Here is a 12,170-nt window from a genome sequence, read left to right on the forward strand (position 1 = left end):
GTCTTTTATTTTGGTTTTATAATATGGTAATATCTGTTTCAGTAACTCTTCGTATCTTCAGAAGAAGGTTTAAGTAAATGTTGTGTTTTCTCTGTAATAAATTTACAAAAAAACATAAGCCAACATGAGCCATATCCTTCAAAAAATGATCTTGAAGCTACTTAAAATAGATTTTCAAAGGTAAAAACCAAGTATTAGAAAGGTAAATTGAAATTTTAAAAGAATATTAACAATTCTTAACCTGTTTGTTACTTTAACCTTTTGGTTTCAACACTATCAAAAAAATAAATTCTCCCATGGCAGCTGATTCATTATTAAAAAACAAGCATCTTCTCTGGCGCGCAGGTTTTGGTGTTGGGATCAACCAAATTGACGATCTGAAAAATAAGGACATTAAAGCATTAATGAATGAGCTCTTCAAGGAAGACAGCTTCAGCGAGGTTAATTATGACACACCAGATCCGGATTCTGCAGCAGATTATATGAACAGTACAGCACCGGCAGAAAAGAAAAAGGAAATGCAGCGGATCAACCGGGAACAAAATAATGAACTGAATCTTAATTTCCTGGACAAGATTGTCAACAGCAAAGAACAGATGAGGGAAAAAATGGCCTTTTTTTGGCATGGTCATTTTGCTTCAAGAGTAATTAACCCAAGGTTTAACAGACAGCTTTTGAATACTATTCGGAAAAATGCACTGGGAAATTTTAAAGATCTGCTTTTTGAAGTTAGCCAGTCACCGGCAATGCTTAATTTCCTGAATAACCAGCAAAATAAAAAAGACCATCCGAACGAGAATTTTGCCCGCGAAGTTATGGAGCTTTTTACTATGGGAAGAGGAAATTACACTGAAAAGGACGTTAGAGAAGGGGCAAGAGCATTTACAGGATGGAGCTATGATAAAGAAGGAAATTTTAAAGAAAGAAAAAACCTTCATGATGAGGGAGCAAAGACATTCTTAGGAAAAACCGGTCATTTCGACGGCGCTGATGTATTGAATATAATTCTGGAACAAAAAGCAACGGCCCAATTTATTACTACCAAGATCTATAAATTTTTTGTCAACGAAAAAGCTGATCAGGATATTATTTCCAAACTGAGTTCTAATTTTTACAATTCAGGATACGATATTAAAAAACTGATGACCGAAATATTTTCAAGTTCCTGGTTCTATGATCAGAAAAATATCGGAAACAGAATCAAGTCTCCTGTAGAACTGATGGCCGGAATTATGCGTATACTTCCCATGAACATTCAGAATCCGGAAAACCTCATCGTATATCAGAAACTGCTGGGACAAATGCTGCTGTACCCGCCCAATGTAGCAGGATGGCCAAACGGAAAATCATGGATTGACAGTTCTACATTAATGCTTAGACTTCAGGTTCCTCAGATCTGGTCCGGACTCCGGCCTTTGGAATATACCCCGCGGGAAGATGATGATATTGACATGGGAATGAAATCCAGAGAAACTGCTTTAAACAAGACCTTTAAAAACCCCAATATCACCATAGACTGGAGCCGTATTGAAAAGATCTTTGCTCATAAAAACTGTGAGGATTACCTTCTTCAGAATGCTCAAAGTCTCGATATGAATTCGGTTAATAACTACTCTGATAAAAGTCTCAAAATGACTGTCATTAATCTGATGTCTACGCCGGAATATCAGCTGATGTAAATAAAGACGGCTAAATACCATCTGCAATCTAAACAAACTTATCATCTTCCTAAAGCACAAAAGTTATGTTAATCAAAAGAAGAGAATTTCTCAAAATAAGCTCACTGGCTACCGCTTCTATGTTCATGCCTAATTTCCTAAAAGCCATGACATTGGATGAAGCGCTGCCTTCCAATCAGAATATCCTGGTGGTACTGCAGTTCACGGGTGGTAATGACGGGTTGAATACTGTTATTCCAATGAAAAATGATATCTATTTCAGGGAAAGGAAAACACTGGCTATCCAGGATTCTCTGGGATTAACTGACGAGGCGGGAATCAACCCTGCTCTTTCGTATTTTAAAGAACTCTTTGATAACGGAGAGCTTTCTGTGATGAATAACGTAGGATATCCTAATCCTGACAAATCGCATTTCCGAAGTATGGATATCTGGCAATCGGCAAGCAGAAGTGATGAATTCCTGGAAACAGGCTGGCTTGGGCGCTTTCTTGATGAAGAATGTTACCGTTGTGACCATCCCACTCAGGCGCTGGAGGTAGATGACATGCTGAGCCTTGCCTTAAAAGGGGAAAATAATAAAGCTTTTGCCTTCAAAGACCCGAAAAGACTCTATCAAACCAGCCAGGAGAAATATTTTAAGTCACTTTATGATCACCATCACGATGATGAAACGGTTTCTTATCTTTATCAGACACTAGGATCTACGATCAATAATGCCGATTATATTTTTGAGAAAAGCAAAGCAAAAAAAACGGAACAAGCTTATCCCAATTCTCAATTAGGAAAAGATTTTAAAACGGTAGCTTCTTTAATAAAGTCTGATATCAATACTCAGGTCTACTATCTGTCAGTGGGTAGTTTCGATACCCATGTGAATCAGAATGAGCGCCAGAAAAAACTATTCAGCGATATCAATGAAGCTGTGAAATCATTTGTAGCGGATATGAAAAGCAACGGTCTTTTCAATAATATACTGCTGATGACCTTTTCTGAGTTTGGCCGACGCGTTGCCCAGAATGCGAGTAACGGAACAGATCACGGAACTGCCAATCAAATGTTTTTCATCAGTGGAAACCTGAAGAAAAAAGGCTTATTAAATACACTTCCCGATCTTCAGAATCTGAATGAAGGTGATTTGATCTATAAGGAAGACTTCAGAAAAGTCTATGCTACGGTTCTTAAAAACTGGCTGAAAGCTGATTCTTCCAAAGTATTGGGATGGAAAGACGGAATTTATGATTTTGTATAATCTTTTTAACCATAAAGGATTCTAAGTATTACTGTTGTTTTTAGATTGTTAGATTCCTTCGGAATGACACAATTGAAATAATGTTCATCCATGCCCTTGCCATTCCGTAGGATCTAGCCATCTTATTCAAAAAATACACTCCCGAGTTGAAGACGTGAGAATTTCCCCTTCTTTGTAGGGGCGGCAAAAATTCAAAGAATTTTTGCCAGGGTGGCCAACTTCCTTCATCTCTTCACTGTTAACAATAAAAAAAAGAGACTGTACACTTTCATGACAGTCTCTTTTTCAATAATTTTAAACTTAAACTACTTGTTCGTTTAAGCAGTAATCTGCTTTGGCTCTTTCTCTTTCTGATCTACCTTTTTATCAAGTTTTTCAGATATTTTTTTAACAATATATTCTATCGCTATAGGTGCTAAGATGGCAATTAATGCTTTAAATATTCTTGATTTCATAATGTGATATTGTGTTTGGATTAATGCAATTTCTAAGCCAAGATAAAAAACAGTAATAAATTAATAATTATTCACAATATGGTTAATTTTAATCAGGAACTATAAGATTCTGATAGTTTTTACTTCCGGTTTTGAACTTTTCTTCCATTCTCAACCTTAATTTTCTCGGTTTATGAACAATCAGCGAATCTCCAAACCCCAGCAACATTCTTTCCAGTTCAAAATTGATCTGAACACAAATTTTAAATAAGGCTCCTTCACTATTTTCGCTGATAATCTCCTGGCTTTTATGCAGCGGTTTTGTTTTTACATAAGGTGTATTTCCTGAATCTACCCAAAAAATAACATTTCTGGGATCCATTGATTCTGAAACTGTAACTCCTACAATATCTTTAAAATATTCATCACCATCCAGATCCTTATCAATATACGCAATACTTTCCTCTATCTCTATATTCTCCATCCTGTCCAGCGCCAGATTGTACATTTTCTGTTTATAAAGACAGATCAAGAACCAACGGTTATTGAATTCTTTCAAAAGCTGAGGATGAACCATATAAATATTGGATTCTCTAGCTGTGAAACTTTTATAAAGAATCTTCAGTACCTTTTTATTGGAAATGCTTTCATAAAGGATATCAATATGCTCCAATCCCTTCAGCTGCTCATTTTTATCCAGATGTATAATAGATTTCTGGCTGGTTGCATGAATGGAATCTTCCAGTTTTTGGATGACTCCGTTCATTTCTTTAAACATCGAAAAGTCTTTGAACTGTTTTAAAATCTGGACAGCATTATTCATCGCTTTCAGATCACTTTCATTCACTGAGATATTATGAATGCTGTAATCAGAATCACTGTAACGGTAATATTTTCTTTCATAGACCTCGATAGGAGCTTCATACCCGAACTTTTCACTTCGCATATTCTGCAGATCCAGCTGAACGGTTCGTTTACTTACATAGGATTCTTTTCCTTCAAACTCAAATAAAGCTTCGGAACATTCATCAATGAGATCTTCCAACGTATATTTCCTGTATTTGTTCTTAAGACACTTATCCAGTGTTTTGTATCGGATCAGAGCATTTTTATTGGATGACATTATTTTATTTTTATATTGGAAAAGCCAAAAAGCTGGATTATATATTGGTTTTCCCTCTTTTTGGCTTTCATTTTTTAAAATTATTTCTCCATTAAAGCATTCCCTTCAAAGATAATACCTTCCCAACCGGAGTTCATAAAATTTCTAATATTCTGATGGTCCTTTCCTTCGGGATTTTTCAAGACATCTTCTCTGTAGAATTCTCCGAAAAGAAAAAGGGTTTCTTCTTTTGTAAAATTCTGAAGCTTTGCAAAACTGAATACTTTACAAGAACCGTTATTCTGTCCGGCCTGATTAGCAGCATCGCCATTCTGAAAAGCCGTAGGTGTAAAATCGTAATTAGCATCAATATGTGCAATAACATCATTAAACTGGATCGTTTCCGGGAAATGTTTTAATTGTTCTGATAGTACCATAGTTGTTTGTTTTAATTATACCTATAGATCGGGGGAAAGCAACTCTTCACATTCACTTTTCCTTTCTCATTGTTTTATTTTTATACTTTTTTGTAAAAATAATTATTTTTTCCAATCTACGCAAAACTATTGCGCAATAAGGTATTTACTTTGCACTATCAAAATGAAAAAAAGATGGAATTTAATGGAAATCATTTAATCGAATTAGGATATAGACCGGCAAAATGGTTTAAAGATGCCATTACCTATATCAATGAGAATAATCTGGATGAACATCAGATCACTGAATATCTGGTACAGTTCAAACAACCGGATATTATTCCACTTCATGAAACAGCGAAAGATTTTATCATTAATATCCGGGCTGAGCACGAAAGTGAAAATGATAATGTAGATAAAGTAATCAAAACAATGAAAGTTCTGATGAAAACACCTACGCTTATTGGGGGTGCATTAATGCCGGATGCCTGTCCTACAGGTCCGGAAGGTCTTATACCGGTAGGTGGTGTTGTGATTGCCCAAAATGCAATTCACCCGGGATTCCATAGTGCCGATATCTGCTGTTCTGTAATGCTGACAGATTTTGGAAAAACCAATCCTAAAGATATTCTGGATGCTGCTCATTCTGTAACGCACTTCGGATATGGAGGAAGACCAAGAGGAGAGCAAATGCCGATGTCTCAGGAACTGATGGATGCATTCAGAAAAAATGAATTCTTAAATGATGAAAAACTGATCAGTATTGCACGTTCTCATATGGGAACCCAGGGAGACGGAAATCACTTCCTATTCGTAGGTATTTCCAAAAACACAGGAAATACCATGCTGGTTACTCATCATGGTTCAAGAGCACCCGGAGCTGCTTTGTATGATAAAGGTATGAAAGTAGCCAACCGTTTCAGACAGGATATCTCTCCTGAAACATTGAGAGAAAACGCCTGGATTCCTTATGATACAGAAGAAGGTAAGGCTTACTGGGAAGCACTTCAGTTAATCAGACAATGGACTAAGGAAAACCATACTTCAATCCATGATGCTGTACTGAATAAATTGGAAATAGAAAAAGAAAACAGATATTGGAATGAGCATAATTTCGTTTTCAAAGATGGTGATCTGTTTTATCATGCAAAAGGAGCCACGCCGCTGGATGATAAGTTTATGCCTGATATCACAGGACCAAGACTGATCCCGTTGAATATGGCCGAACCGGTACTGATTGTTCAGGGAAAGACCAATGAAAGAAATCTGGGTTTTGCTCCACACGGAGCCGGAAGAAATTTTAGCAGAAGCCAGCATAAAAAATCTCTTGCTCATAAAACGACTGAAGAGATCTTTAAAGAGGAAACTGAAGGATTGGATATCCGTTTCTATTCCAATGAGATTGATATCTCCGAGCTGCCAACAGCCTATAAAAGTGCCAGAAATGTAAGAGCACAGATTGAGGAATACGGGCTTTGTGAAGTATTGGATGAAGTGATGCCCTATGGATGTATCATGGCCGGGGATGTGCAGAAAAATGCACCATGGAAGAAAAAGAAAAAATTCAGAAAAGCCTAGTCTGAATGGTATAACACTGAATATTTTTAAAGCCTTATCAGTGTAAAAACGATAAGATGGATAAAATACTAATAACCGACATTACAGGGGTAAAAACCTGTAATGTTCTTGAAAACTTTTAATAAAGGCAGGGGCAGTAGCTCAGATGGTAGAGCAACAAAATTACTTTTCGCTGTTTGGCAGATAAAGTTCCTATAGATTACAATTGTGTGTCACAGGTTCGAGTCCTGTCTGCTCCTCAATAAAGTGGAAATGATTATATTCACCTATCAGTTATTTTCATGTATCAAAAAATGTAAGGCAAAGAAAGTTCCTATATTTCCTGATTTACTTTCCGCCTTTTTACAAATTATAAGGCAAACGGGGTTCCTATATTTTTGGAAAATACTCCCCGCCTTTTTTAAAAATTATAGGTAAAAGGAGTTCCTATACTATTCACTTTTAATGAACATACTCCTCACTTATTTAATTTTATTATTATGAAAACACTACAACTGTTTAATGCCGTTCTGGCTAAAAGGTCTGATGAAAAACCTTTTGTTTCCGATGACGGATTCGTAATTGAATCTGATGCGCTTTGGGCAAAAAAAGAGATCATCAGTTATTATTCAAAAGAGAAATTGAATGGAAATGATCTTAATAAAACTTTTCATAAGTCCTGGGAAGTTATCAGGAACAGTACCCGGTTTGAACTGTTGATGGAACAGATCACTCATTATATTTCAACCTATGGAAGCCGCTTTCAGGATGAAATTTATATTCCGGATGAAGTATTGAATATTCCTAACATGAAATTGAATTTCAAAGTTTTTAAAGCTTATTCTCTGGAAGAAATGACAGATAAATGTTTGTCATTGCTTAAGTCCGGAATTGCTTTAAAGGAAGAAACTATTAATGATCTGCTTTACATTCTAACGAAAGAGCTTGGTTATACTTTTACGGGTAAGGAAAATATCAGAAATAAGGAAGCTGTTATAAAAATAGCAGATCTGTATCATGTTTATCCTGAAAATACAGTTGAGTTTTTCCGTTATATAATTTATAAAACAACGAATACAACGCTTTTAATTAAAAATGATGAACTGATTTCCTTAATCAAGCAAAGCAGATTTGACCCAAGCTATTTCTTTGAAAATTTTGGTCTGGAAAAATTAGCAGAAATTTTTAACAGATTTAAACCGCTATTTCTTGCGTATAAAAACAAATCTTCAAAAACGATTAATAAAATTTCAAAGCTATCCAAGGTTTACCATCAGCCATTAGTTTCAAACCCTTTGAATGATGCTACCAGTACATTGCTGGAAGAAAGTGACCTTCACTGGCTTGATAATGCAACTCCGTTTGCACTTTTTAAAGCTTTATCTGCATGTTATCAGAGAATGTACGGACAGGATACTTTTGTGTACAGAATCAGAAATGGTAAATCATGGGTTAAAACCGGGAAAAACAGTTCGGTAAATGAGATGAATTTTGATTTTATCCTGGCTTATTTAAAATCCAGATTCGATCTTTCAGGAAAGAAATTCTATTTTCCTGAGGATGTAGAATTCGGACTTCCTACTTCTGAAAAGATGTTTGTGGGAAATATTCCGACAGGAACAAGGTTCTCCGGTGAAAAACTTGCCGTGGGTATCTATTGGGAAGATGCATGGGGAGCTAATGACCTCGATCTTTCCGGATTGAATATCAGCGGAAAAACAGGTTGGAATGCGGCCTATAATCAGGGAGACGGAAATCTGATGTATTCAGGAGATATGACTTCTGCACCTAATGGTGCTGTTGAATATCTGTATGCGAACAATGGCCTGAATACACCTACTCTGATCATGAATAATGTTTACTCAGGAAAGACTGAATGTGGTTATAAAATTGTTGTAGGAAAAGGAGATCATATTTCGAGAGATTATATGATGAACCCGAATCATCTTTTTGCAGAAGCCAGATGTAATTCTGTTCAAAGACAGACTATTCTGGGGATGTTGCTGCCTAAAGGAGAAAAACAGTCTTTTGTACTTCTGAATTTCGGTGCGGGGCATTCTCATGTTTCAGGAAATTCCGAGATCTCGGTAATGGCGACTAATGCGCTTTATCAGCAATGGTATGAGCCAATGTCTTTTAATCTTTTGATTAAAGAATTAGGAGCAACCATCACCTCTGAAAAAAATGAATCAGATTTCGATTTCTCACTGGAAAGTCTTGAAAAAGATAGTTTTACCAGAGTTTTTAAATAATTTTTTCTAGCGTCACCTGAATATCGGGTGGCGTTTTTTTGAAACAAAATAGTGAAAAACCATTCAGTCAAAAAATTCTTTGATTTTTCGCCGCCTCTCCAGAGGAAGGAAATTCTCCCGTTTTCAACTCAAACATGGATCTTTTTATCCATACTTTTTTCATTCTGTAGGAATTAAAATATTCTATTCTTGATAGTAACGACTTTTATAATGGCTATACATTCATTTTTTTGACAGAATAAAGCCCTTCATTTACAGTAATAATGACTTTCTTTCCATAATCAATCTGAATCTTGAACATATTTTCAAGAGGAAACTGAAGCACCGTCTGAAGAATCAGCCGAATGGCTCCGGCATGAGTAATGATAAGTATTGTATGCAGATGTTCTTTCTGAATCAGCTCATTCCAGAAAGCAAGGATTCGAGATTGCATTTCAAGCAGGTTTTCTCCGTTTGTTGCTCTTATATTGATAAAATCATTATACCAGGGATTGATTTCTTCTTCAGGAATTTCAGTCCATTTTTTCAGTTCCCAACTCCCAAAATTCATTTCCCGTAGTCTTTCATCAGTCTGATAATTTAGTTTAAAATGATCGGCCAAGAGTGTACAACGATGGGAAGGACTTGAAATAACCCAGTCAAAATCCGTATCGAAATTCAAATCATTAAAATCTTCATGATATTCCTTACGCAAAGGCATTTCTGCGAAGCCATAACACAGATTTTCCGGATTTTCTACAGCGGTATGACGAATCAGATGAATTTCCATACGATTATTGTTCCCAGATAAAATAAAACTTCAGTTACCTGCTGTACCGCCCCAAGACAGTCTCCCGTATATCCTCCGATATGCTTTTTAAAATACCACCCCATACAGATCTTTCCAAGATAAGCTAAAGCAAAAGCAAACATTAAACGCCAGTCGGGAATGAGAGCAAAAGAAATCAGAACACTTACAAATCCTACGATCAGAGCCATTCCATCTAAGGGTTTATTCGCTAGGGGTTTGGATTTACTGGTATCAATATCTGTAACATAATGATGAGTGTAGATCATAGTTCCGGAAATAAACCTGCTTGCAGAATGAGCCAGAATAATAATACATAAGGTCTTCAACACATCAATCGTTCCCAAAGCCTGGATACTAAGAAACTTTAAAGCAAAAAGCAGAATAATCCCTATTGTTCCGTATGCTCCTACCCGGCTGTCTTTCATAATAGTCAGAATTTTCTCTTTTCCATATCCGCCCCCGAAACTATCACACATATCTGTAAAACCGTCTTCGTGAAATGCTCCTGTGAGTAAAACACTGCTGATTATCATCAGAACAATTCCTATTTCCAGATTAAAAAGCTGGGAAGAAAGATATAAAATGGCAGCATTTATCAAGCCTACCAGCAATCCGATCCAGGCAAAATATTTCTGGGATTTATTCATGATCTCCCCGGAATATGGAATGGTAAAAGGAACCGGAATACGGGTAAAGAACATTAGAGCTGTGGCAAAATAAATCAGTTCGTTTTTAAGTCCTTTCATTATTCTTTATTTGATACATGTGCATCTTCAAAACTTGACATTTCATTCAGGAAATTAACCGCACTTTGAATAAGCGGATATGCCAACGCACAGCCTGTTCCTTCTCCCAGACGCAGATTTAAATTCAGCAGGGCTTTTTGTCCCAACAATTCCAACAGTTGAAGATGAGCGTTTTCATCACTTACATGACAGAAAATACAGTTCTTCAGAATTTCAGGATTCTTTTTCCACGCTGCAGCCACAGCAACAGTGGCGATGAAACCGTCTACCATAATCAGCATATTCTGACGAAACGCTTCTTCCATAGCACCAATCATCTGGACAATTTCCAATCCGCCGAAAGTTTGCGTGATCTCATCAACAGCCGATACATCCGAATGTCTTTCAATGGCCTGAGACAAGATACGGATCTTATTCTGCAACTGATCATCATTCAAACCTGTCCCTCTTCCGATGCAGCTTACAAGAGGAAGGTCAAAGAGCTTACTCATCATTAGTGAAGAAGCCGAAGTATTACCGATTCCCATTTCTCCGAATCCGATGATATTACATCCTGTTGCTGCAATTTCAGATACCACAGATCTTCCGTTTTCCAAAGCCTGGTGGTACTCTTCCGATGTCATTGCGGGTTCTTCCAGAATATTACGGCTTGATTTTCTCACTTTTCTATCAATCAAAGCTAAACCGCTGGGAAAATCAAAATTCACACCGGCATCAACAATTTTGATTTCAATTCCCTGTTGTCTGCAAAAAACATTGATGGCTGCTCCTCCACCCAGAAAATTCATCACCATTTGATAGGTTACTTCCTGTGGATAGGCACTCACTCCTGCTCCTGCAATTCCATGATCTGCTGCAAAGACCACCATATAAGGGGATAAGAGCTCAGGAGAAGTTGTATTTTGAACCATTCCTATTTTATGAGCAAGGTGTTCCAGATCTCCCAATGCACCTAAAGGCTTTGTTTTAAAATCAATTTTATGCTGTAATTCGTTTGATAACATGGATGTAATGGAGTTAAGATGTGCAATATTAGTGAAATGAGGTATTTTGTACAATGTATTTTAGATGTTAAATGCCCTTGCCCACATTATTCTTTTACTTTCAAAACTTTTTAGCAGAAATCCCGTAAATCAAAACATTACGTAATAACATTGCGTACATCCTCTGTTACTTTGCATTATAAATAAAAAAACATGACACCAAAAATACTGGAAAAAATAAAAGAAGTCGAGGCAAGACGTGGCGTAGAAGTCCTTCTTGCAGTAGAATCAGGAAGCAGAGCCTGGGGATTTGCTTCTCCTGACAGCGATTATGATATACGTTTCATATACCGCCATGAAAAAGACTGGTATCTTTCTCCCTGGGATAAGGATGAAACAATAGAGTTTATGACAGAAGATGATCTTGACGGCTCCGGCTGGGATCTGAGAAAGACTTTTCACCTTTTACTAAAGTCAAACGCGGCATTGCTGAGCTGGTTCTATTCCCCTATCGTTTATAAAGCGGATGAAAAGTTTATGGAACTGTTCACACCATTGGTTGATGCCTGCTTTTCTCCGATAGCTGTTTCTTATCATTATTTAAGCATGAGTAAGAAATATCTGGAAGCCTGCAGAACTGATGAAGTAAAATTAAAAAGTTACTTTTATTACTTACGAACTACATTAACAGGAAAATGGATCATAGAAAAAGGAACCGTTCCTCCTGTATTGTTCAGTGATCTGCTTGTTTTAACGGATGATGCAACCAGACGGAAAATAGAAGATCTAGTCACCTTAAAAGCAGCCAAAGGAGAATCCTATTACCATCCGAACGATTGGGATCTTTTTGATTTCCTTGAGAAAACCGTCACGGAGAATGAAGAAAAATCAAAGAGCCTGGCAGGAGGAAAGGTGGATAAAGGTGAGATGGAGAGGGTTTTCAGGGAGATATTAAAGTAAA

Annotated in this window: 11 protein-coding genes and 1 tRNA gene; 6 read left to right on the forward strand and 6 right to left on the reverse strand. The window is 36.8% G+C overall.

What is annotated here, in order from left to right:
- Positions 1 to 296: 296 nt before the first annotated feature.
- Together F3J23_RS15475 and F3J23_RS15480 are read left to right on the forward strand one after the other, a co-directional pair.
- Complete coding sequence (locus F3J23_RS15475) at positions 297 to 1,679, forward strand: DUF1800 family protein (protein WP_167030927.1); 1,383 nt, start codon at positions 297 to 299, stop codon at positions 1,677 to 1,679.
- Between the two features lie 65 nt (positions 1,680 to 1,744).
- The gene (locus F3J23_RS15480) at positions 1,745 to 2,929 is read left to right on the forward strand and encodes a DUF1501 domain-containing protein (protein WP_167030929.1); all 1,185 of its coding nucleotides are present in this window, start codon (positions 1,745 to 1,747) and stop codon (positions 2,927 to 2,929) included.
- A 317-nt stretch (positions 2,930 to 3,246) separates the two neighbouring features.
- On the opposite strand, the gene F3J23_RS15485 is transcribed toward F3J23_RS15480, so the two are convergent.
- The 3 genes from F3J23_RS15485 to F3J23_RS15495 all read right to left on the reverse strand — a co-directional run bounded on the left by F3J23_RS15485 (position 3,247) and on the right by F3J23_RS15495 (position 4,902).
- The gene (locus F3J23_RS15485; protein ID WP_167030932.1) at positions 3,247 to 3,384 is read right to left on the reverse strand and encodes a hypothetical protein; all 138 of its coding nucleotides are present in this window, start codon (positions 3,382 to 3,384) and stop codon (positions 3,247 to 3,249) included.
- Between the two features lie 88 nt (positions 3,385 to 3,472).
- The gene (locus tag F3J23_RS15490) at positions 3,473 to 4,486 is read right to left on the reverse strand and encodes a helix-turn-helix transcriptional regulator (protein ID WP_167030935.1); all 1,014 of its coding nucleotides are present in this window, start codon (positions 4,484 to 4,486) and stop codon (positions 3,473 to 3,475) included.
- Positions 4,487 to 4,566: 80 nt separating this feature from the next.
- Positions 4,567 to 4,902 carry a HopJ type III effector protein gene (locus F3J23_RS15495; protein ID WP_167030938.1) on the reverse strand — a complete coding sequence of 112 codons (336 nt, stop codon included), beginning with the start codon at positions 4,900 to 4,902 and terminating at the stop codon, positions 4,567 to 4,569.
- Positions 4,903 to 5,076: 174 nt separating this feature from the next.
- Between F3J23_RS15495 and F3J23_RS15500 the strand changes: the two genes are divergently transcribed.
- The 3 genes from F3J23_RS15500 (at position 5,077) to F3J23_RS15510 (ending at position 8,690) form a co-directional block, all read left to right on the forward strand.
- Positions 5,077 to 6,459 (forward strand): RtcB family protein, encoded by a 1,383-nt coding sequence (locus tag F3J23_RS15500; protein WP_167030941.1) that lies wholly within the window; start codon positions 5,077 to 5,079, stop codon positions 6,457 to 6,459.
- Positions 6,460 to 6,589: 130 nt separating this feature from the next.
- Positions 6,590 to 6,698, forward strand: a tRNA-OTHER gene (locus F3J23_RS15505).
- A gap of 240 nt (positions 6,699 to 6,938) precedes the next feature.
- Positions 6,939 to 8,690: a hypothetical protein gene (locus F3J23_RS15510; protein ID WP_167030944.1), complete on the forward strand. Its 1,752-nt coding sequence runs from the start codon at positions 6,939 to 6,941 to the stop codon at positions 8,688 to 8,690.
- Between the two features lie 214 nt (positions 8,691 to 8,904).
- Here the strand turns inward: F3J23_RS15510 and cobC are convergent, their stop codons facing one another.
- From cobC to cobT, 3 genes are read right to left on the reverse strand one after another with little or no spacing between them, the layout of a single operon-like run.
- Positions 8,905 to 9,459: an alpha-ribazole phosphatase family protein gene (cobC, locus tag F3J23_RS15515; RefSeq protein ID WP_167030947.1), complete on the reverse strand. Its 555-nt coding sequence runs from the start codon at positions 9,457 to 9,459 to the stop codon at positions 8,905 to 8,907.
- Positions 9,444 to 10,226, reverse strand: coding sequence for an adenosylcobinamide-GDP ribazoletransferase (cobS, locus tag F3J23_RS15520; RefSeq protein ID WP_167030950.1), 783 nt, complete (start codon positions 10,224 to 10,226; stop codon positions 9,444 to 9,446). The genes cobC and cobS overlap by 16 nt, the downstream gene beginning before the upstream one ends.
- Positions 10,226 to 11,284 carry a nicotinate-nucleotide--dimethylbenzimidazole phosphoribosyltransferase gene (gene cobT / locus F3J23_RS15525; RefSeq protein WP_228455356.1) on the reverse strand — a complete coding sequence of 353 codons (1,059 nt, stop codon included), beginning with the start codon at positions 11,282 to 11,284 and terminating at the stop codon, positions 10,226 to 10,228. Before cobT ends, cobS begins: the two co-directional genes overlap by 1 nt.
- 138 nt (positions 11,285 to 11,422) lie before the next feature.
- On the opposite strand from cobT, the gene F3J23_RS15530 reads away from it, so the two are divergent.
- On the forward strand, positions 11,423 to 12,169 hold the full coding sequence (locus F3J23_RS15530) for a DNA polymerase beta superfamily protein (protein WP_167030957.1): 747 nt from the start codon (positions 11,423 to 11,425) through the stop codon (positions 12,167 to 12,169).
- The last annotated feature ends 1 nt before the right edge of the window (position 12,170 follow it).

The organism is Chryseobacterium sp. Tr-659 (assembly GCF_011752975.1).
Classification (GTDB): domain Bacteria; phylum Bacteroidota; class Bacteroidia; order Flavobacteriales; family Weeksellaceae; genus Chryseobacterium.

Coding starts and splice junctions, on each gene's coding strand:
- F3J23_RS15490 (WP_167030935.1), bottom strand. CDS start 4,486: ATGTCATCCAATAAAAATGCTCTGATCCGATACAAAACACTGGATAAG.
- F3J23_RS15530 (WP_167030957.1), top strand. CDS start 11,423: ATGACACCAAAAATACTGGAAAAAATAAAAGAAGTCGAGGCAAGACGT.
- cobS (WP_167030950.1), bottom strand. CDS start 10,226: ATGAAAGGACTTAAAAACGAACTGATTTATTTTGCCACAGCTCTAATG.
- F3J23_RS15510 (WP_167030944.1), top strand. CDS start 6,939: ATGAAAACACTACAACTGTTTAATGCCGTTCTGGCTAAAAGGTCTGAT.
- F3J23_RS15480 (WP_167030929.1), top strand. CDS start 1,745: ATGTTAATCAAAAGAAGAGAATTTCTCAAAATAAGCTCACTGGCTACC.
- F3J23_RS15495 (WP_167030938.1), bottom strand. CDS start 4,902: ATGGTACTATCAGAACAATTAAAACATTTCCCGGAAACGATCCAGTTT.
- F3J23_RS15485 (WP_167030932.1), bottom strand. CDS start 3,384: ATGAAATCAAGAATATTTAAAGCATTAATTGCCATCTTAGCACCTATA.
- F3J23_RS15500 (WP_167030941.1), top strand. CDS start 5,077: ATGGAATTTAATGGAAATCATTTAATCGAATTAGGATATAGACCGGCA.
- F3J23_RS15475 (WP_167030927.1), top strand. CDS start 297: ATGGCAGCTGATTCATTATTAAAAAACAAGCATCTTCTCTGGCGCGCA.
- cobC (WP_167030947.1), bottom strand. CDS start 9,459: ATGGAAATTCATCTGATTCGTCATACCGCTGTAGAAAATCCGGAAAAT.